We start from the raw sequence: 19,828 nt of genomic DNA on the forward strand, positions 1-19,828 counted from the left end.
TGGGGCTACGCCGTGCAGGGCGCTCTGTCGCTCAAGAACCTGCCGACCGGCCCCGGCGACAGCATCAACATCACGGCGACCTACTCGAACGGCGCCAGCCGGTACGTGCTGGGCGGCGTGAGCCCGAACTCGTTCGCGATCTACGGCAACAACTCGGTGCCGGGTACCTACCAGAGCGTCGCGTTCGGCGTTGCGTCTGACGGCGTGTTCGCCGGCACCAACAACCTGAACGGCACCGGCATCGAAAAGACCAATGCCTGGGGCGTCCGTGGTGCGTTCAACCACAACTGGAGCCCGTACTGGTCGACCTCGCTGTTCGGATCGTACACCAAGATCGACTACAACGGCACCGCGACCGCTCTGATCTGCACCGGTCTGGGCGCCAACGTGGCCGGCTTCAGCTGCAACCCGGACTTCGCGATCTCCCAGATCGGTACCGTCACCCGCTGGACTCCGGTCAAGGGTCTGACCCTGTCGGGCGAAGTGATGTACACCTATCTGGACCAGGCCTCGACCGGCGTGCTGCCGCTGACCGCTGCGGCGACCAAGCCGGCCGCGTTCTACGAGTTCAAGGACCAGGGCGTCTGGAGCGGCAACCTCCGCGTTCAGCGCAATTTCTGATCCTCGCTTCCAAAGCGATCATCGACCAACCCCGGCGGGCAACCGCCGGGGTTTTTCTTTGCGGGCGGAGACGATCTGATTGATTCCGGCTGTCAGCTGACCGACTGCACAAACGCAAGTTCGGATCTGAAGACGCGCTCGGCTCAGCGCATCGTTATCAGCAGAGTTCGTCCCTTCTGCTCGCCACAGGTCTGTTTTCGCGCATCAGTGCGGATATCGGCTGTCGATGGGCGGTACTCATTGAGTAAATTACCTGTTGTAGTCAGGCAAAATACTCATATACTTATGAGCAAGGTCAGCGGGTGATCGGTGACCGTCGAAGGAGAAGATTTCGATTCCTTCATGAGACCTCCAGGAAACCTCCGGCAATGCCCTGCCGGAGGTTTTCGCTTTTGCAAGGCCAGCGACGGCCGGCCAGCACCTCCGGCACACGGACCGGTCGACGACCGTTATCGGCGCGGACCAGCCTTGCAAACACAGCATGCCACCCGCCTCGCTTAACTCGGACGTCTTCGGCATCGGCGGTCAATTCATGCGACGGAGTTTGATTGAGGAATCAAACAGCTGCCGAATAGCGCTGTGCCGGATGCGGCGATCAGATGCCGCGCAGGGCGCCCTTCCCGGGCTGCGCGCATGCCTCCTTCGCCATAGGTTGCATGGTTCTTTTCGTCACAGCGACTAGACGAATCGCATCAATCCCCTGGCCGCTCCTAGCAAGAAAGAGTCGTTGATGGTCAACGCCGAGCGCATCCTTGCTCCCCACCTCCGCTCCAAGGTCATGACCGCAGCCGATGCGGCCGCGCTGATCCCGTCCGGCGCCCATGTCGGCATGAGCGGCTTCACCGGGGCCGGCTATCCCAAGCTGCTGCCGCTGGCGCTCGCCGAACGCATCAACGCGCATCACGCCCGCGGCCAGAAGTTCAAGGTCAGCGTCTGGACCGGCGCCTCCACCGCGCCCGAGCTCGATGGCGCGCTGGCCAAGGTCGACGGCATCGAAATGCGGCTGCCGTATCAATCCGATCCGACCTGCCGCAAACGCATCAACGCCGGGCGGATGGAGTACATCGACATCCATCTGTCGCACGTCGCCCAGCACGCCTGGTTCGGCTTCCTCGGCAAGCTCGACATCGCGGTCGTCGAAGTCGCCGGCATCCGCGAGGACGGCAGCCTGATCCCGTCGTCGTCGATCGGCAACAACAAGACCTGGCTGGATCTCGCCGACAAGGTGATCCTCGAGGTCAACGCCTGGCAGGACATCCGCCTCGAAGGCATGCACGACGTGTACTACGGCACCCAACTGCCGCCGAACCGCAAGCCGATCCCGATCGTCGCCTCCGGCGATCGAATCGGCGAGCAGTATCTGCGCTGCGACCCGGCCAAGATCGTCGCGATCGTCGAGACCAACCTGCCCGACCGCAACTCGGCATTTTCGCCGCCCGACGACATGTCGCAGGCGATCGCCGGCCACATCCTGGATTTTCTCGGCCACGAGGTGAAGAAGGGTCGGCTGCCGCATAACCTGCTGCCGCTGCAATCGGGCGTCGGCAATGTCGCCAACGCGGTAATGGCCGGGCTCGAAGACGGGCCGTTCGAAAATCTCACCGCCTATACCGAAGTGCTGCAGGACGGCATGTTGCACCTGTTGCGCAAGGGCAAGCTGACCCACGCCTCGGCGACCGCGCTGTCGCTGTCGCCCGACGGCTACGATGAATTCCTGCGCAATCTCGACTTCTATCGCGAGCGGATCGTGCTGCGGCAGCAGGAGATCTCCAACCACCCGGAGGTGATCCGCCGGCTCGGCGTAATCGCTATGAACGGCATGATCGAGGCCGACATCTACGGCAACGTCAACTCGACCCACGTGATGGGTACCAGCATCATGAACGGCATCGGGGGCTCCGGCGACTTCGCCCGAAACAGTTTCCTGTCGTTCTTCATGACACCGTCGGCCGCAAAAGGCGGCAAGATCTCCTGTATTGTGCCGATGGCCTCGCACGTCGACCATACCGAGCACGACGTCCAGGTGATCGTGACCGAGCAGGGTCTCGCCGATCTGCGCGGCCTGTCGCCGAAGCAGCGCGCCAAGGTAATCATCGAGAACTGCGCACACCCGACCTTCCGGCCGGCGCTGAAGGAGTATTTCAAGCGCGCGCTGGAATATTCGCCGGGCCTCCACACCCCGCACATTCTAGACGAAGCGCTGACCTTCCTGCCGAACTGGATGGCCAACAAGGCCGCCCGCGAGGCCTGGCGCGACGACGCCGTGGTGCAGGCCGACGCCTGGCGGTAGGGACCGACTACGTCCCTCTCGCGTCATTGCGAGCGAAGCGAAGCAATCCAAAGCTCGGTGCACTGAGCTGGATTGCTTCGTCGCTTCGCTCCTGGCACCGACGAGAAGCAAACTTTGATTATTCAGCCGGCTGCAATCCGGCGGTCTTCCTCCGAGGAGCGATCCAGAATGCGTCGGGTCGCTCGAACAGGAAGGTCGCCCCGCTCTTGACCGCCAGCTTCCAGATGATCAGCGCACCGATGACCCCGGCGACGTTCACGGCGATTGCAATCACGCCGACATCGAGAAACGGTGCGAACTTCAGCAGCAGCGTGCGACTGACGGCCATCGGCAGGAAGAACGCCAGATAGATCACGATCGAATGCTCGCCGCAGAACCGCAGGCCGTCGAGCCAGCGCCTCTCGGCGAGCAGCGTGCCCGCCGTGATGATCGCGCAGGCGCCGGCGAGGCCGAGCAGCAGCGAGACCAGCGGCAGGTCCGCCCAGCCGAGAGATACGATCGCGGCGTTGATCGCCACCCACAATATCAGCCCTCCGAGCGCCAGCGCCGGCCGGGCACGGGCCGTGTCCGACAGCGCGAACACCTGCCGGGCGAACAGATAGCCGGTGTAGAAATAGAAGAACTTGCCGCAGAACTCGTCGGGCACCATCCACCCGGTGGAAACGTGCAGCGATTCCAGCAGCGCCGCGGTTCCCCAGACGAGCAGCGGCGACAGCCGCCGCGTCAGCTTGGTGACGACGAAGAAGATCGGCAGCAGATAGATGAACCACAGCGTGCCGAACGGATCGATGAACGACAGCGCGTACAGCTTGGCGACTCCGGCCCAGCCGATCTCGGCGGCGAAGCTCGGCGCCTTGAAGGCGAACTGGATCGTCACCCACAGCACGTAGAAGTAAGCGAAATGCACCACCTTGCGGTCGAGATAGGTGCGCCAGTCGCGGTCGATCACCACCGCCAGAAACAGGCCGGAGATCAGGAAGAAGTCCGGCATCCGGAACGGACGGGCGAACTCCACCACGTAATGCATGAAACTGGTCTGGCCGGCGGCGGCCTCCACGCCCAGCACCGAGTGCATCATCACCACCATGATGATGCAGATCCCCTTCGCATAGTCGACCCAGTCGACGCGGTCGCCGTGCATGCGGGCCGGAGCATATGTGCCGTTCGCAGTCATGGTTGTTCCCGTCTGATGCGGCTCGGACGCATCTTCGGCACGATCGGTTGCGTTAGTGTTGCGCGGATCAAGGAATGTGCCGGGTTTGGTGGATTGTGATCGCCGCGGCGGTTTTGCCGCCGATTATGGTTTCTGTTAACCAACCGCGCTGTTCAGCTCCGAGTGATCCTTGCCCACAATCTTCGACACGCCGCTTCCCATCGACGACGCCCTCGGTGACCTGACGTCCGCGCTCGCGGCCGGCAGCACCGCGGTGCTGGTGGCGCCGCCGGGCGCCGGCAAGACCACGCGGGTGCCGCTGGCGCTGCTCGATGCGCCGTGGCTGAAGGGGCAGAAGATAATTGTGCTGGAGCCGCGACGGATCGCCGCCCGCGCCAGCGCCGAGCGGATGGCCAGGACGCTGGGCGAGAGCGCCGGTGAGACCGTGGGCTACCGCGTCCGGTTCGGCTCCAAGGTGTCGCGCAAGACCCGGATCGAGGTCGTCACCGAAGGCATCTTTACTCGCCAGATCCTGGACGATCCGGAACTCCACGGCGTCGGGGCGGTGCTGTTCGACGAATTTCACGAGCGCTCGCTCGACGCGGATCTCGGCCTGGCGCTGGCCCGCGACGCCCAGCAGGGCCTGCGCGAAGACCTGCGCATTCTGGTGATGTCGGCAACCATCGACGGCGCCCGCGTCGCCCGGTTGCTCGGCGATGCGCCGGTGGTCGAGAGCCTCGGCCGGGCGTTTCCGGTCGAGACCCGCTATCTCGGCCGGAAGGCCGATGCGCCGCTGGAGCGGCAGATGGCCGAGGCGATCGCGCAGGCGCTGCGCGGCGAGCCCGGCTCGGTGCTGGCGTTTCTGCCCGGTGCCGCCGAGATCCGCCGCACCGAGACGATGCTGGCCGAGCGGGTGCACGATCCGGCGGTCGAGATCGTGCCGCTGTTTGGCGCGCTCGACGCCGCGGTTCAGGATCGCGCCATCCAGCCTGCGCCGAAGGGCCAGCGCAAAGTGGTGCTGGCGACCTCGATCGCCGAGACCTCGCTGACCATCGAGGGCGTGCGGATCGTGGTCGATTGCGGACTGTCGCGGGTGCCGCGCTACGAGCCGGATCTCGGCCTGACCCGGCTGGAGACGGTAAGGGCGTCTCGCGCCGCGGTCGACCAGCGCCGCGGCCGTGCCGGCCGTACCGAACCCGGCGTCTGCTACCGGCTGTGGGACGAGCCGCAGACCGCCTCGCTGCCGGCCTATACGCAGCCGGAAATCCTGTCCGCCGATCTGTCGTCACTGCTGCTCGATCTCGCCCAATGGGGGGTTGCCGATCCGTCGTCGCTGGCCTTTCTCGATCCGCCGCCCCTCCCGGCGCTCAAGGAAGCCCGCGAGCTGCTCGGCGAGCTCGGCGCGCTCGACCCGGACGGGCGCATCACCGACGAGGGCCGCAGCCTGCGAGCGATGGCGCTGCCGCCACGGCTGGCACGGATGATCGTCGATGCCGCCCGCCACGGCTGCGCCGACGATGCCGCCGAAATCGCCGCGATCCTGACCGAGCGCGGGCTGGGCGGCGACAGCGTCGACCTCGACCATCGGCGCGACCAGTTTCGCCGCGATCGTTCGCAACGCGCCACGAGCGCGAAGCAAATGGCGCAGCGCTGGGCAAGGCAGGCGGACAATCGCGGCGCGACTTCACCCGCTTCGCCGCAAAACGCGGCACCCTCTTCTCCCTCCCCCCTTGCGGGGGAGGGTCGGGGTGGGGGGACAACGGGCACGGCTGCGGTTCGGAGCACCCCCACCCCCGACCCCTCCCCGCAAGGGGGAGGGGAGCTAAGTACCGGCGTCCTCCTCGCTTTCGCCTTCCCCGATCGCGTCGCTAAAACCCGCGGCAATGGCAGCTTCACGCTGGCCAACGGCCGCGGCGCGGCGATCGAACAGAGCTCTGCGCTGGCGCGCGCGCCGTATTTGGCGGTCGGCGAACTCACCGGCAGTGCCGCGCAGGGCCGGATCCTGCTGGCGGCGCCGATCACGTTCGCCGAGATCGAGCGGCATTTCGGCGATCAGATCACCGACGCCGACGAAGTGAGTTTCGACCGCGCCGCCATGACCCTGCGGGCCCGGCGGCGGCGCTCGCTGCACGCCATCACGCTGGCCGAAACGCCGCTGGCGTTGACGCCCTCCGAACAGACCGCCCGCGTGCTCGCCGATGGTCTCGTCACGGCCGGGCTCGACCGCCTGCCGTGGTCGAAGCCGCTTCAGCAATGGCGTGGCCGGGTGCTCTTCCTGCGCAAGGCCGAAGGCGAACCGTGGCCGGACCTATCCGACGCCGCTCTGGCTGCGGCGCGCGAGACTTGGCTGGTGCCGGCGTTGTTCGACAAGACCGGGCTGAAGGATTTTTCTGCGTCCGACCTGTCGGACGCGCTGATGAACCTGCTGCCGTGGGAGCTGCGCGCCCGGCTCGACCGCGAAGCGCCGACGCATTTCGAAGCGCCGACCGGATCGAAACTGCCGATCGATTACGAGGCCGAACAGGGCCCGACCATCGCGGTGCGACTGCAGGAATTGTTCGGCCTCACCAGCCACCCCTCGGTTGCCGGTGGCGCGGTGCCTCTGGTGCTGGAACTGTTGTCGCCGGCGCATCGCCCGGTGCAGGTCACGCGCGACCTGCCGGGCTTCTGGCGTGGCTCCTATGCCGCGGTGCGGGCCGATCTGCGCGGTCGCTATCCGCGCCACCCCTGGCCCGAGGACCCCGCGTCGGCGCCGCCGACCCGCCGCGCCAAGCCGAAAGGCACCTGAGGCGCCGCCGGCATTAAGCTTTCGCTCACCGTTTTGGCCAAAAACAGCCAGGTGCATCGGGCGACGCGGTCGCGCCCGGCACCCGCGCGTGATCCAATCGCCGCGGCGTCTCGTTCCGTGAGTATGCGTCATGCGTAGCATCCTGATTCTTGCCGGTGTAATGATCGGGCTCGGTCTCGCGATGGCCCAGCTTGCCGATCGGATCATGCCCGCCCCCGCACAAGCCCATGCCGCGACCCGCACCGCGGGCGTGGCGGCGGGCCCGGCCATCGCGATCCGCAGCGTGGCGATCAACAGCGATGCCCGCGGCCATTTCCGCACCGACGGTCGGATCGATGGCCAGCGCCTCACTTTCATGGTCGACACCGGCGCGTCGGTGGTGGCTCTGAACGAAAGCTCGGCGGCGCGGTTCGGTTTGCGGCCGTCGCGCAGCGACTACACCGCGCAGGTATCGACCGCGAACGGCCAGGTCAAAGCCGCGCGGGCGCGGATCGCGATGCTCGACATCGGCGGGCTGATCGTGCGCGACGTCGATGCGCTGGTGCTGCCGGACGAGGCGCTGTCGGAAAACCTGCTCGGCCTGTCGTATCTGTCGAAGCTGAAGCGCTTCGCCTATGCCGACGGCCGGATGGTGCTCGAACAATAGGCCTCTTCTCGACGCACGCGCGGCGGTCGGCGCACCGTCAGCCGCGCTTCAGCATGTCCTTGGCTGCCAGCAATCCGCCACCGGCGATCAGCAGCGCCGCCACTGCCAGTGCCGCGGTGGGACGGGCGTAACCGGCAACGATCAGGAAGGCGGTCGACAGCAGCGGCGTCGCATAGGACGCAGCGCCGAGCACGCGGATATCGCCGCGCTTCATGCCGATGTCCCAGGCATAGAACGCCGCACCGACCGGCCCGATGCCGAGCGCGACGATCGCCATCCATTGCAGCCCGCCGTCCGGCCACACCGTGGTTTCGATCAGTCCGTGCACCAGTGCAGCCAGCAGCGCGGTGGCCAGGCAGAACCCGGCGACCGCATCGGTCGGCACCGCGCTCAGCCGGCGCGACAAGACCGAGTAGCTCGCCCACACGAATGCCGCCACGAATGCCGCAGCCAGCCCCGGCAGATACGCCCGCTCGATCGCCGCGCCGTTACCGGTGAACAGCAATACCGTGCCGGCAAGTCCGAGCAACGCGCCGGCGACATGATGCAGCTTCAGCCGCTCGCCCGGCAGCAGCGACGAGAACAGCACGATCAGCAGCGGCCACAGATAGTTCAGCAACCCGGCCTCGGCCGGCGGCGCCAGCCGCAGCGCCAGAAAATACAACGCGTGATATCCGAACAGCCCGCCGACGCCGACCGCCCACACCAGCGGCGGCTGGCGCAGCGCGCGGATCGCGCCGGGACGCACGATCCACCCGACCGCCGCAGCCAGCGCGCCGATCGCGAATGTCATCGCCGCGAGCTGAAACGGCGGGATGGTGCCGGTCGCCACCGTCATCACCGCCAGCAGCGACCACATCAGGATCGCCGACAGCCCGATCAGTGTCGCAACGCGCGACGTCATGCGCACACCTGATGGCAGAACCTTGCGACAGCGCGAACGACGCGCCGCGCGAGGATCGAAAGCCCGCCGGTGTGCCTCACACCATGTATTGGCCGCCGTTGATGGTCAGGGTCGAGCCGGTGATGTAGCCGGCATCGTCGCCGGCGAGGAACACCACCGCACGAGCGATCTCCTCGGCTTCGCCGAGCCGGTTGCACGGGATCAGCGGCAGGATCGCTTTTTCCAACACGTCCTTCGGCACCGCCTGCACCATCTCGGTGTTGATGTAGCCCGGGCAGATCGCGTTCACGGTGATGCCGCCGCGGGCATTCTCCAGCGCGAGCGCTTTGGTGAAGCCGATGTCGCCCGCCTTTGCGGCCGAATAATTGACCTGGCCGAACTGCCCCTTCTGGCCGTTGATCGACGAGATGTTGATGACGCGCCCGAACTTGCGATTGCGCATGCCCTCGATCACCTGACGCGTCATGTTGAACAGTGATCCGAGATTGGTGTTGATCACCGCGTTCCACTGTTCGAGCGTCATCTTGTGAAAGGCGCCGTCGCGGGTGATGCCGGCATTGTTGACCAGAACGTCGACCGGCCCGAGTTCGGCTTCGACCTTCTTGACCCCCTCGGCACAGGCGTCGAACGAACTCACGTCCCATTTGTATACCGGAATACCCGTCTCGTTCTTGAATTTCTCTGCTGCCGAATCGTTGCCCGCATAAGACGCTGCGACTTTGTAACCCGCCGCCTTTAACGCCTTACTGATTGCCGCACCGATACCGCGCGTTCCCCCAGTCACCAACGCCACCCGCGTCATTGCAAAGCTCCTCCCGCAATTCCTTTTTTGTCTAGAACGCGATTGTGTCTTTTCGAATAAAAGGATGCTCGCTCGTGAACATCAAGCAAAAACGCCCGGCAATCTGCCGGGCGTTTGAACAATCGTTCTTGCACTGCAACTGATCAGTCCGTGTATCGCGACATCGTCGCGACACGCAGCGATCAATCGCGCGCGAGGCACATCGCGATGCCCATGCCGCCGCCGATGCACAGCGTGGCGAGACCTTTCTTGGCGTCGCGCTTCTGCATCTCGTGCAGCAGCGTCACAAGGACGCGCGCACCCGACGCACCGATCGGATGCCCGATCGCGATCGCGCCGCCGTTGACGTTGACCTTGGAAGTATCCCAACCGAGATCCTTGTTGACGGCGCAGGCCTGCGCCGCGAACGCTTCGTTGGCCTCGATCAGGTCGAGATCGCCGACCGACCAGCCGGCCTTCTTCAGCGCCGCGCGCGACGCCGGGATCGGACCGGTCCCCATGATCTTCGGATCGACGCCGGCCTGGCCCCACGACACGATCCGCGCCAGCGGCTTCTTGCCGAGCTTCTCCGCCTGCTTGGCGGTCATCAGAACCACCGCCGCGGCACCGTCGTTGATGCCCGACGCCGAACCCGCGGTGACGGTGCCGTCCTTCTCGAACGCCGGCTTCAGCTTGGCCATCGCTTCGAGCGTGGCGCCGTGGCGCGGATACTCGTCGCTGTCGACCACGATGTCGCCCTTGCGGGTCTTGATCGTCACCGGGACGATCTCGTCCTTGAACTTGCCGGCCTTCTGCGCCGCTTCGGCCTTCTGCTGCGAAGCCACCGCAAATTCGTCCTGCTGATCGCGGGTGATCTGCCATTGCCGCGCGACGTTTTCGGCGGTGTTGCCCATGTGGTAACCATTGAAGGCGTCCCACAGGCCGTCCTTGAGCATGGTGTCGACCAGTTCGACCGCGCCCATTTTTACGCCTCCGCGCAAATATTGCGCATGCGGCGCCATGCTCATCGATTCCTGTCCGCCCGCGACAACGATGTCGGAATCGCCGTTCATCAGCGCCTGATAACCCAGCGCAACCGAACGCAGGCCGGAGCCGCACAGCTGGTTGACGCCCCAGGCCGGGCTTTCGACAGGAATACCGGCGGCAATCGAGGCCTGTCTCGCCGGGTTCTGCCCCTGGCCGGCGGTCAGGATCTGGCCCATGATCACTTCGGAGATCTGCGCCGGATCGATTCCGCCGCGCTCCAGCGCGGCCTTGATCGCGACCGCACCGAGTTCGTGCGCCGGCGTGGTGGCGAAAGCGCCGTTAAAACTTCCGACAGCGGTGCGAGCGGCGCTGACGATGACGACATCGTCCGACATGGACATCTCCTGGGCTTGAGTTTTTCGACGGTCTCTTGGACGGCGGGGCCTGGTTGGCGTGCCGGTGTCGGCGCACATCCTGTGAAGCCGGCGGCGGCGTGTCAATCCGGCACACGCGTCCCGGCCTTTATGGCCGACAAATTCGCCCCGGCGGCGGCGCTTCGTCGACCCTGCACAAAACGGTAGCCGAAGGGCATTGAAAGTGCTTACTTTATTGCATTGCGTCTCAGCCTGCTGTCGGGAGGCGGCGGGTTCCTTATCCTCCGTGTGTGTGGGTGACATGGCGAAATCAGACCAACCGACCACCATCAAAAAATACGCGAACCGGCGACTCTACAACACCGGCACCAGTACTTACGTGACGCTCGAAGATCTCGCCGCCATGGTGAAGAATGGCGAGGACTTCCTCGTCTATGACGCCAAGACCGGCGACGACATCACCCGCAGCGTGCTCGCGCAGATCATCTTCGAGCAAGAGAACAAGGCCGGGCAGAATCTTCTGCCGACCACTTTCCTTCGACAACTGATCCGGTTCTACGGCGACAGCATGCAAATGGTGGTGCCGAAGTATCTCGAGCAGTCGATCGATTCGCTGACGCGCGAGCAGGAGAAATTCCGCAAGCAGATGGCGTCGACCTTCAGCATGACGCCGTTCGCGCCGCTGGAAGAAACCGTCCGCCGCAACATGGAGCTGTTCCAGCAGACCTTCTCGATGTTCGTGCCGCGTCCACCGAGTCACGAATCAGCGGAGGAAGCTCCGGCCGAAGCCGGCGGCGGCACCGACAGCATCGAAGATCTGCGGCGGCAGATGAAAGAGATGCAGGACCGACTGGAGCGGATGTCGCTCGAACAGCCGAAGAAAGACGAATAGGGCGGTCCTGTTTTTGGCGGACTCCGGGCCGAACCTCCGCGTACTCACCAGAGCCTCATGGTGAGACGCGAAGCGCCGTCTCGATCCATGCGCCGCAGACACACTATGCGTCGCAGACAAACTATGCGCCACAGATACTACGGCTCCTCATCCTTCGAGACGCCCGGCTTTGCCGGGCTCCTGAGGATGAGGACCCGGTGCCCTCGGCTCATCGGCCGAGTGGTTCTCTCCGAATTCCCGTCATCTCCCGGCTTTTTCCGGCCATCTTACTGAGCGCCTTGGCCGATGGCGTTCACGGCCGCGCCGCCGGCGGCGAGCGGCCACGGCCGCTGCTGCGACGCCAAGCCGATCAAGCGGCCTTGGATGTAATCGCAGCCCCAATCGCGCAACAGCTGCGCGGATTCTTCGTCCTGCACCCATTCGGCCACGGTCTTGATGCCGAGCCGGCGCGCCAGGTCGATCAGCGTCTGCACGAAGGCACGATCGTCGGGAGACCGGGCGATGTTCTGCACGAACGCCCCGTCGATCTTGACGATGTCGACGCCGAGGTTGCGCAGATTGCGGAACGAAGTGTAACCGGCGCCGAAATCGTCGATCGCGATCTTGGCGCCGAGGGTCTTGAGCCGATTGACGAAGCCGCGCACCTCGTCGAGGTCGGGAATCGCCACCGTCTCGGTGATCTCGACAATCAACCGTTCAGCGATGCCGGGATGCGCCAGCATCAACGATTCGATTCCGGCCCACCAATCGGCATCGATCGTGGTGTCGGGCGAGATGTTGAGACTGAGGGTCACGCCCGGCGCTGCGGCGAGTTCGGCCACCACCAGTTCCAGCACGCGATGATCGACCAGCCGGATCAGGCCGAGCCGTTCGGCCACCGGCACGATGTCCGGCGCGAGCAGCACCTGGCCGTCGTCTGTTTTCATCCGCACCAGGCATTCGTGGAAGGCCGGCACACGCGAGGCTGCGTCGACCACCGGCTCGTAAGCCAGCACGATGCGGCGCTCGTTCAGCGCGGTGACGATCTCGTCGGTGACGCGAATATTGACCCGCCGCTGGGTGTCTCGCTCGACATTGGGCCGCCACATCGCGAACGAGCCGCTGCGTCGGTGCTTGGCGGCGGCCAGTGCCTCCTGGGCGCGGTTGATGGCTTCATCGGCGGTGCGAGCGTGGCGCGGCGCACTGACCGCGCCAATCGACACGGTGATCGAGACCGGACCGGACTTGGTCGGCACGATCTCGTCGCGCACCGCGGCAAGAAATCGCTCGGCCGCGATATGGGCGTCGTCGACCGTGCAGTTCTTCAGAACCAAGCCGAACTTGTTGCCGGAGAACCGGCCGAGCTGATCGCCGGCGCGCAACCGGCTGCGGATCCGTCCGGCGATGGTCGAGATCACTTCGTCTGCGACATCGAAGCCGAACGAATCATTGACGCGCGCCAGATGATCGACACCGACCAGCATGAACGACAGATTGGTGCGGAAACGCGAAGCTTCCTCGATCGCTTCAGCCAGCGCGGCGATCAGGTGCGTGCGGTTGAGTTCACCGGTCAGCGGATCGTGCTGCGACAGTTTCAAGAGCTGTTCGTCACGGGCGTGGCGTTCGTTGTTGATGCGAACGATACCCTCGACCCGCGCCGGACGACCATCTGGTCCCGCGAACCAGACGCCGGTCTCCTCGATCCAGCTCACCGCGGCCGATGTCGATGCGCGGATTCCGTATTCGATCCGGTACGGCACACAGCCGGGGCCTACCGAGGCGGCGCCGTGGAGCAAGGCTTCGGACCGGATGGCGCGGGATGGCTCCAGCATCGCCGCGAAACTCGCGCCAGTGGCCAGCATCTCGGCCGGAATATCCTGAAACAGGTCGTCAACCCGCCCGGTCCAGCTCAGTGCGTCCGAAGCGAGATCCCACGTGAAGGCAGCTTGCCCGAGAAGCGACAGCAGCGACCGATCAGGCGCGACCGTGGTCTGCGTGGTCGGGGTGCAGGGCGCAGGCGCGGCGGACGACACGATTGCCTCGTTTCGGGACGCTGTCAGGTGATTCTCCTGTGCAGGATAGGTCGGCCGAACGCCCCAACACTAGCTCGATAATATAAAGAAATTGGAAACCAATTCGGATTGCGGGGCAGGAACGGAACGCCCAGCCTCGGCATACTACGAGGTGGAGGCTCCGGCACACGACTTGCGACGACGGCATCAGGACGGGTTGAGCCGCCCTGAAACGGGACAAGTGAACGCGGGTGCAATGATGGCAAACGTCTGGATCGACGACGGAAGCGATGCCCACACCGCCTCAGCGGAGCCGGATTGCGCCGAGGGCGAGCTGATCGAGCCACTCCCGATTCCGGTGACGCCACCGCCGACGCGGACCCGTTATACCGACCGGCTGGTCCGGCCGTCGTCCAACTTTGTGGCTCAATTGATGGCGATCGACGGCGGCTATCCGCAGACCCGCGACTGCAACCGGGCCGAGCCTGGCCAAGCCAATGCGGCCTATCGCTCGACCACCGGGCACGCCTTTACGGCGCCTCCAGCCGGCTTCCGGACCCAGCGGATGTCCTGATCGCTGCGCCTCACCGCGCGGGCGACTTCTCGTCTTCTTTCACGGCTTCGGCCGGCTTCACCGGCTCGGGACGGTCGAGCAAAATCGCTTCAGCAATCGATGCCGCGGATGCGGCGGACGCGGAGGCCGGCTCGACGGTCCGCGGCGCGAGTTCAATCGGCGACGCCACGGGCGCCGGCACGGCCACCGCAACCGGATGCTCCGCTTTGTCTTCAAGGCTCGGGTCAGGCGCTTTGGCAGCGGCCCGACGCGTCGCGCGGGCGTCGCGCTTGTGCCGGCTGCGCAGCGCGATGCCGCTGAGGAAATCAACCAGCGCCAGCATCGCCAGCAGAAACACGGTCGGATGAGCGAACTGCGGCAGCATCACGAATTCAGCCGCGATGCCGCCGAGCACCAGCAGCGATAACAGATGGTCTATGAGATACTTGGCGCCGGGCCGCGCTGCCTTCATCACTTCGGGCAGCAGCAGCAGCACGCCGAGCGCCACCAGCACATCGCCGAGCGCAATCGTCCAGGTGGCGCCGGAGGGCAGCACGACGCGGGTAAGCGCCGCGTCGAACGCCAATCCCGGCATCAGGAAGACGATGATGTTGCAGATCGCGACCGGAATCAGCAGCAGCGGGAAACCGATAATCGACATCGGCGAAGCCTGTGGTTCACGACAACCAGACGCGAGCGGGCGTTCGGCCGGACGCGGACGTCAACGCACTAACGCAACATTTGGCACGAATTCAGGCATCGGCTGGATCGCTTTCGCTGTCCGCCGCCGCACAGATGCGGCTAACGATGCGTCCACCCTAAGGTTCGGCGCGACAGCGATGCCGCGCCGAACGTCCGAGCTAACGAGCTCAGGAATCCTTCTTCTTCAGAACCTGGCGGCCCTTGTACATCCCGGTCTTGAGGTCGAGATGATGCGGGCGACGCAGTTCGCCGGAATCCTTGTCCTCGACATAGGTCGGGCGCTTGATCGCGTCTGCGGACCGGCGCATGCCACGCCGCGAGGGCGAAGTTTTTCTTCTCGGAACGGCCATATCGGTAATCCTTAACGGAGGTTCCCTGGCGAAATCTCGGCGTCCACAGTGGGACTGCCCGCTTGCGCGCAGGCGAAATGCGTAAGGCTGGGCTTATAACGGAAGCCGGACCGGAATGCTAGGGCGGTCGGCGCGCAAAATGCGTCCCAAGCCGTCGTCAGGACTCGGGATTTTCCCGCCAGCATTGCCGCAATTCGGCGGATCGGGCGCGCGCGACATAGGTGGCGGCGAGGCGGCGCACGCCACGCCCCGGAGCCTTGGCGCTGCGAATGCGGGGATTCGGCAGGACCGCCGCCATCAGCGCGGCTTCCTTGGCCGACAATTGAGCCGCGGAGCGGCCGAACGCATAATCAGCCCCGGCCATCGCGCCGAATTGGCCGTCCGGCCCCCATTCGGCGATGTTGAGATAGATCTCCAGAATCCGCTGCTTCGACAGCACCAAGTCGATCCACAGCGCCAGCGGCGCCTCCAGCGCCTTGCGGATGATGCTGCGCCCCGGCCACAGGAACAGGTTCTTGGCGACCTGCTGGGTGATGGTGGAGCCGCCGCGGCTCGCCTCGCCGTCCTGCATGTCGTCGATCACGTCGCGCACCGAATCCCAATCGATGCCGTGATGGCTGCAGAATTTGGCATCCTCGGCCGCCACAACGCTGCGCGGCAACGCCGGCGAGATCTGTTCGATGTCGATCCAGGTCCGATTGACCGGTGCGCCGGAGAGCCAGCGCCAAGCCATCAGCGCCGACGCCGGCTGGCCGCCCGCGTAGAGAATGGTCAGAATGTAAGGCAGCGCCAGCAGCGCGAGCACAGCGAGAACGACAATGCGAACCATGCGCTTCCCCAGAGGCGCAAACGCAATGGGATCAGACACAATCGCTCCCGATGTTGGCTTGGCCCCTTGCCCACCGCCGAATTGACGAAGCCGGTGCCATGATGAATGGTCCGGCCGAATTTTATCTGGAGCACTTCCGAATGGCCACCGGCACTTCCACGATCGACTTTGCCAAGCGGCTCGACACTACCGCCGAGGATACAGAAGCGCTGCTCGGCCGGCTGCTGTCCGACGAATTGATGACCGACGAGATTGCCCGGCCGCGCCGGCTGATGGAGGCGATCCGCTATTCCACGCTCGGCGGCGGCAAGCGGCTGCGGCCGTTCCTGGCGGTCGAAAGCGCTGCGGTGTTCGGCATCGATCGCGCTGCTGCGCTGCTGGTCGGCGCCGCGCTGGAGTGCATCCACTGCTACTCGCTGATCCACGACGATCTGCCGGCCATGGACAACAGCGATCTGCGTCGCGGCCGACCGACGCTGCACAAGGCCTATGACGACGCCACCGCCATTCTGGCCGGCGACGCGCTGCTGACCTTCGCGTTCGACATCGTCACCCGCGACGAGGTGCACAAGGATCCGACCGTGCGGCTGCTTCTGACCAGGGTGCTGGCGCGCTGCGCCGGGCTCGGCGGCATGGTCGGTGGCCAGATGCTGGATCTCGCCGGCGAAGGCCGGTTCGGCGATCGCGAACCGGTCGACGTCGCGCGGCTGCAGCAGATGAAGACCGGCGCCCTGCTCCGCTACGGCTGCGTCGCCGGCGCGATCCTCGGCCAGGCCGACGCCGAGCAGTATCGGGCGCTCGACGATTACGGCCGCGCGCTCGGCGAGGCGTTCCAGATCGCCGACGACCTGCTCGACGTCGAAGGCGACGCCGCCGCGCTCGGCAAGCCGGCCGGCGCCGACGCCGCGCTCGGCAAGACCACCTTCGTCACCCAGCTCGGCATCGCCGGCGCCAAGCAGCGGCTGCGCGATCTGATCGCGCGCGCCGACCAGGCGCTGGCGCCGTTCGGCGACCGCGGCGAGGTGCTGCGCGCTGCCGCCCGCTTCGTCGCCGAGCGGAAAAACTGATCGGCGCATGCCCCACCATCCGGACGACGATGCGCGGCTGCTTCGGTTTCGAAAGCTGCCACGCGTGGTCCGGCTGGTGTATTCGCGGCCGCGATTGTTCGTCTCGATCGCGGTCGGCATCGTTGCGGCGCTGCTGTTGCCGGACTGGCTGCGGCCGGTGACGCGGGCGCTGATCGGCTGGGACGTCTCGATCGTCGTCTATCTGACCGTTGGCCTATTCGATGATGGCGCGCTGCGGCGTCGCCTATATCCGCCGCAACGCCGTTTTGCAGGATGACGGCCGGTTCCTGATCCTGATGGTCACGGCGCTCGGCGCCTATGCCAGCATCGCAGCGATCGTCTCCGAACTCGGCAACGCGCATCGGGGCGCCGCCGAGCTGGCGCTCGCCACCTTCACCATCGCGCTGTCATGGGGGGCTGTGCACACCACCTTCGCGCTGCACTACGCCCACGAATATTATCGTGGCGATCGCGAAGGCGGGCTGGCGTTTCCGGGCAGCGACGAGCACACCGAGCCCGACTATTGGGACTTCGTGTACTTCTCGTTCGTGATCGGCATGACCGCGCAGGTGTCGGACGTCGGCATCACCGACCGAACCATCCGCCGCACCGCGACCGCGCACGGCGTGGCCTCGTTCGTCTTCAACACCGCCTTGGTAGCGCTGATGGTCAACATCGCGGCGAGCGCGATCTGACGTGGCGGCTCATGCCGCGCGGGCTTCTTCCTCGAAGGCGAGGTTGCGGACGATGTCGAGCAGACGATCACCCTCGATCCGCTCGGTGCTGAAGCCGGTCTGCGGTCCGATATGGCCGAACAGATTCTGGTCCTCCCGCGACTGTCCGAGAAACGCCATCGACCAGTTGCTGAACATCCGCTCCCGTGCGGCTTCGAAGCCGAGCACCTGGACGTCGCCGTGGCGCGGATCGCGCAGGATCTTCTCGAACACCTTCTCCACCGACGGGCATGGCCCTTCCAGGACCTGCGCGAACAAGCCGCGGTTGAACACCAGGGCGCCGGTGACCAAGAGCGGCGGATTGTTGCGCCGAGCCGCCGCGAGGATCGACTCGATCTCGCTGGCGATCCTGGTCCGACCCCCGTCGATCCGGTTCTTGCTGTAGTAGATGCAGCGATAAAGTCCACTCGGCATCGGCAGACGGTCCTCGGTCAAAGGGTGATCGCCGTCGCCGCATCGATCACGTTGCGGCTTTCAGCGAGGAAATGCTCGATGTCTCCCGGCGGAATCGGCCGGCTGATCAAGTAGCCCTGCACTTCGGTGCAGCCGTCCGCGGCCACCCGCGCGAGCTGATCCTCGGTCTCGACCCCTTCGGCGACGGTCGCCATGCCGAGGCTGGCGCCGAGCGAGGCGATCGCGCGCACGATCGCACGGTTGCCGCGATCGTCGGACGCTTCGCGCACAAACGATTGATCGATCTTGATCTTGTCGAACGGGAAGCTGCGCAGATAGCCGAGCGACGAATAGCCGGTGCCGAAATCGTCGAGGGAGACCCGGACACCGAGCCCGCGAAGCTGCTGCAGCACCGCCAGCGCATTGCCGCGGGAATCGAGCATCACGCTCTCAGTGATTTCCAGCTCCAGCCGGCGCGGATCAAGACCACTGTCGGCGAGCGCGGACACCACGGTGGCCACCAGAGACCGGTTGGCGAACTGGATCGCAGAGATGTTGACCGCGACGGTGTAGTCACCCGGCCAGCCGGCGGCGTCGCGACAGGCGGTGCGCAGCACCCACTCGCCGATCGGGCCGATGATCCCGGTCTCCTCGGCGATCGGAATGAACTCGAGCGGCGACACCGCGCCGCGTGTCGGGCAGCGCCAGCGCAGCAGCGCCTCGAAGGCGAACACCCGGCGGCTCTGCAGATTGACTTGCGGCTGATAGACCAGCGAGAATTCCCGCAGCGCCAGCGCGCGACGCAGATCGGTCTCCAGCGCCCGCCGCGCCCGCATGCTTTCGTCCATCGCCGACTCGAACACCCGATAGCCGGCGTAGCGTTCCTGCTTGGCGCGATGCAGAGCGAGATCGGCGTTCTTCAGTACGCCCTCGACATCGAGTTCGGCATCGCCGAGCAGCGCAATGCCCACGAAGGCGCTGACATTGATGATCTGGCCTTCCAGCAGATAGGGCCGGCCGAGCAGATCGACCAGCCGCTTGGCCAGGATCACTGCGGCTTCGGGCTGGTCGCGCCCCATCTGAATCACGCCGAACTCGTCGGCATCCAGCCGGGCCAGCACATCGCTCTCGCTCAGCGCCGAGCTGATGCGCTTGGCCACCAGACACAGCAGCGCATCGCCGATGCTGCGGCCGAGAGTGTCGTTGATCGCCTTGAAGCGATCCAGATCGATCGTCAGCACCGCGCAATCGCAGCGAATCTCGACGGGCTGCACCAGCAGATCGGCGAGACGCTCGCGGAGGACCAGACGATTGGCGAGCTGGGTCAGCCGGTCGGTGCGCGCCAGTTCGGCGCCGAACATGCCCTGTCGCATCCGCTCGCTGATGTCGACGGCGCTGATCAGCCACCCCTCGGGAAACGGGGAGATGTCCATCCAGTAGATGCGGTCGTCCGCGAGAGTCACCGGGCGCGAAGTCTTGCCGCCATCGCGGCAGGCGTCGAAACCGAGCCGTGGCAGCAACTGCTCGCGGGGCACCGCGCCGAAGATGAGATCGAACACCGGATTGCTCACCGCGATCCGGCCGTCCGCCGTGACCACAGCAAAGCCGGTGTCGATCGCCATGAAGGCACTCAACGTCAGCTGCGCCGCGTCGCCGTATAGCCGATTACCTTCCTCGGCGTGCGGCGAGCTGCTGCTCGGCTGCGGCGGCGTGAGATCGGTCGGTCGAATGGCTGCAATTACCCCCATAACCGTGAACAAGACGCCGGGAGTG

17 protein-coding genes and 1 pseudogene are annotated in these 19,828 nt (G+C 65.6%); 8 read left to right on the forward strand and 10 right to left on the reverse strand.

The genetic code is table 11. The features are described from left to right. Nucleotides 1-621, forward strand: a 621-nt coding sequence (locus tag DWA33_RS15130; RefSeq protein WP_181902420.1) for a porin, incomplete at its 5' end; no start/stop codon positions are given. A 730-nt stretch (nucleotides 622-1,351) separates the two neighbouring features. Further along, on the forward strand, nucleotides 1,352-2,911 hold the full coding sequence (gene scpC, locus DWA33_RS15135; protein WP_114358911.1) for a succinyl-CoA:acetate CoA-transferase ScpC: 1,560 nt from the start codon (nucleotides 1,352-1,354) through the stop codon (nucleotides 2,909-2,911). A gap of 118 nt (nucleotides 2,912-3,029) precedes the next feature. Here the strand turns inward: scpC and DWA33_RS15145 are convergent, their stop codons facing one another. Beyond that, the gene (locus DWA33_RS15145) at nucleotides 3,030-4,085 is read right to left on the reverse strand and encodes an acyltransferase family protein (RefSeq protein ID WP_114358912.1); all 1,056 of its coding nucleotides are present in this window, start codon (nucleotides 4,083-4,085) and stop codon (nucleotides 3,030-3,032) included. Between the two features lie 169 nt (nucleotides 4,086-4,254). On the opposite strand from DWA33_RS15145, the gene hrpB reads away from it, so the two are divergent. Then, nucleotides 4,255-6,852, forward strand: coding sequence for an ATP-dependent helicase HrpB (gene hrpB, locus DWA33_RS15150; protein ID WP_114358913.1), 2,598 nt, complete (start codon nucleotides 4,255-4,257; stop codon nucleotides 6,850-6,852). A gap of 130 nt (nucleotides 6,853-6,982) precedes the next feature. Beyond that, entirely contained in the window at nucleotides 6,983-7,498 is a 516-nt protein-coding gene (locus tag DWA33_RS15155) for a TIGR02281 family clan AA aspartic protease (RefSeq protein ID WP_114358914.1), read from the forward strand. 37 nt (nucleotides 7,499-7,535) lie between these two features. On the opposite strand, the gene yddG is transcribed toward DWA33_RS15155, so the two are convergent. The 3 genes from yddG to DWA33_RS15170 form a co-directional block, all read right to left on the reverse strand. Next, complete coding sequence (yddG, locus tag DWA33_RS15160; RefSeq protein WP_114358915.1) at nucleotides 7,536-8,402, reverse strand: aromatic amino acid exporter YddG; 867 nt, start codon at nucleotides 8,400-8,402, stop codon at nucleotides 7,536-7,538. A 76-nt stretch (nucleotides 8,403-8,478) separates the two neighbouring features. Beyond that, on the reverse strand, nucleotides 8,479-9,204 hold the full coding sequence (gene phbB / locus DWA33_RS15165; protein ID WP_114358916.1) for an acetoacetyl-CoA reductase: 726 nt from the start codon (nucleotides 9,202-9,204) through the stop codon (nucleotides 8,479-8,481). A 182-nt stretch (nucleotides 9,205-9,386) separates the two neighbouring features. Then, nucleotides 9,387-10,565 (reverse strand): acetyl-CoA C-acetyltransferase, encoded by a 1,179-nt coding sequence (locus tag DWA33_RS15170; RefSeq protein WP_114358917.1) that lies wholly within the window; start codon nucleotides 10,563-10,565, stop codon nucleotides 9,387-9,389. Nucleotides 10,566-10,845: 280 nt separating this feature from the next. On the opposite strand from DWA33_RS15170, the gene phaR reads away from it, so the two are divergent. After that, nucleotides 10,846-11,436: a polyhydroxyalkanoate synthesis repressor PhaR gene (phaR, locus tag DWA33_RS15175; RefSeq protein WP_114358918.1), complete on the forward strand. Its 591-nt coding sequence runs from the start codon at nucleotides 10,846-10,848 to the stop codon at nucleotides 11,434-11,436. A gap of 266 nt (nucleotides 11,437-11,702) precedes the next feature. Here phaR and DWA33_RS15180 read toward each other — a convergent pair whose 3' ends face one another. Continuing rightward, nucleotides 11,703-13,448, reverse strand: a complete 1,746-nt coding sequence (locus tag DWA33_RS15180; protein ID WP_114358919.1) for a putative bifunctional diguanylate cyclase/phosphodiesterase — start codon at nucleotides 13,446-13,448, stop codon at nucleotides 11,703-11,705. Between the two features lie 238 nt (nucleotides 13,449-13,686). On the opposite strand from DWA33_RS15180, the gene DWA33_RS15185 reads away from it, so the two are divergent. Further along, entirely contained in the window at nucleotides 13,687-14,001 is a 315-nt protein-coding gene (locus DWA33_RS15185; RefSeq protein ID WP_114359041.1) for a hypothetical protein, read from the forward strand. 10 nt (nucleotides 14,002-14,011) lie between these two features. Here the strand turns inward: DWA33_RS15185 and DWA33_RS15190 are convergent, their stop codons facing one another. The 3 genes from DWA33_RS15190 to mtgA form a co-directional block, all read right to left on the reverse strand. Beyond that, nucleotides 14,012-14,641: a hypothetical protein gene (locus tag DWA33_RS15190; protein ID WP_114358920.1), complete on the reverse strand. Its 630-nt coding sequence runs from the start codon at nucleotides 14,639-14,641 to the stop codon at nucleotides 14,012-14,014. 208 nt (nucleotides 14,642-14,849) lie between these two features. Then, nucleotides 14,850-15,032, reverse strand: a complete 183-nt coding sequence (gene rpmF, locus DWA33_RS15195; RefSeq protein ID WP_011156094.1) for a 50S ribosomal protein L32 — start codon at nucleotides 15,030-15,032, stop codon at nucleotides 14,850-14,852. Between the two features lie 157 nt (nucleotides 15,033-15,189). Beyond that, the gene (gene mtgA, locus DWA33_RS15200; RefSeq protein ID WP_114358921.1) at nucleotides 15,190-15,900 is read right to left on the reverse strand and encodes a monofunctional biosynthetic peptidoglycan transglycosylase; all 711 of its coding nucleotides are present in this window, start codon (nucleotides 15,898-15,900) and stop codon (nucleotides 15,190-15,192) included. A 101-nt stretch (nucleotides 15,901-16,001) separates the two neighbouring features. Between mtgA and DWA33_RS15205 the strand changes: the two genes are divergently transcribed. Then, nucleotides 16,002-16,928, forward strand: coding sequence for a polyprenyl synthetase family protein (locus DWA33_RS15205; RefSeq protein ID WP_114359043.1), 927 nt, complete (start codon nucleotides 16,002-16,004; stop codon nucleotides 16,926-16,928). Between the two features lie 7 nt (nucleotides 16,929-16,935). Next, nucleotides 16,936-17,623, forward strand: a pseudogene (locus tag DWA33_RS15210) (DUF1345 domain-containing protein). Between the two features lie 9 nt (nucleotides 17,624-17,632). Here DWA33_RS15210 and DWA33_RS15215 read toward each other — a convergent pair. Beyond that, complete coding sequence (locus tag DWA33_RS15215; protein ID WP_114359045.1) at nucleotides 17,633-18,076, reverse strand: BLUF domain-containing protein; 444 nt, start codon at nucleotides 18,074-18,076, stop codon at nucleotides 17,633-17,635. A 17-nt stretch (nucleotides 18,077-18,093) separates the two neighbouring features. After that, complete coding sequence (locus tag DWA33_RS15220) at nucleotides 18,094-19,677, reverse strand: putative bifunctional diguanylate cyclase/phosphodiesterase (RefSeq protein ID WP_244601310.1); 1,584 nt, start codon at nucleotides 19,675-19,677, stop codon at nucleotides 18,094-18,096. Nucleotides 19,678-19,828 lie beyond the last annotated feature (151 nt).

The organism is Rhodopseudomonas pentothenatexigens (genome assembly GCF_900218015.1).
GTDB classification, from domain to species: Bacteria; Pseudomonadota; Alphaproteobacteria; order Rhizobiales; family Xanthobacteraceae; genus Rhodopseudomonas; species Rhodopseudomonas pentothenatexigens.

What these genes read in the sequence shown, in the direction of transcription:
- DWA33_RS15220 (WP_244601310.1), bottom strand. Translation starts at nt 19,677, where the DNA reads ATGGCGATCGACACCGGCTTTGCTGTGGTCACGGCGGACGGCCGGATC.
- phbB (WP_114358916.1), bottom strand. Translation starts at nt 9,204, where the DNA reads ATGACGCGGGTGGCGTTGGTGACTGGGGGAACGCGCGGTATCGGTGCG.
- DWA33_RS15145 (WP_114358912.1), bottom strand. Translation starts at nt 4,085, where the DNA reads ATGACTGCGAACGGCACATATGCTCCGGCCCGCATGCACGGCGACCGC.
- DWA33_RS15190 (WP_114358920.1), bottom strand. Translation starts at nt 14,641, where the DNA reads ATGTCGATTATCGGTTTCCCGCTGCTGCTGATTCCGGTCGCGATCTGC.
- scpC (WP_114358911.1), top strand. Translation starts at nt 1,352, where the DNA reads ATGGTCAACGCCGAGCGCATCCTTGCTCCCCACCTCCGCTCCAAGGTC.
- DWA33_RS15185 (WP_114359041.1), top strand. Translation starts at nt 13,687, where the DNA reads ATGGCAAACGTCTGGATCGACGACGGAAGCGATGCCCACACCGCCTCA.
- DWA33_RS15205 (WP_114359043.1), top strand. Translation starts at nt 16,002, where the DNA reads ATGGCCACCGGCACTTCCACGATCGACTTTGCCAAGCGGCTCGACACT.
- DWA33_RS15155 (WP_114358914.1), top strand. Translation starts at nt 6,983, where the DNA reads ATGCGTAGCATCCTGATTCTTGCCGGTGTAATGATCGGGCTCGGTCTC.
- rpmF (WP_011156094.1), bottom strand. Translation starts at nt 15,032, where the DNA reads ATGGCCGTTCCGAGAAGAAAAACTTCGCCCTCGCGGCGTGGCATGCGC.
- yddG (WP_114358915.1), bottom strand. Translation starts at nt 8,402, where the DNA reads ATGACGTCGCGCGTTGCGACACTGATCGGGCTGTCGGCGATCCTGATG.
- DWA33_RS15215 (WP_114359045.1), bottom strand. Translation starts at nt 18,076, where the DNA reads ATGCCGAGTGGACTTTATCGCTGCATCTACTACAGCAAGAACCGGATC.
- phaR (WP_114358918.1), top strand. Translation starts at nt 10,846, where the DNA reads ATGGCGAAATCAGACCAACCGACCACCATCAAAAAATACGCGAACCGG.
- DWA33_RS15170 (WP_114358917.1), bottom strand. Translation starts at nt 10,565, where the DNA reads ATGTCGGACGATGTCGTCATCGTCAGCGCCGCTCGCACCGCTGTCGGA.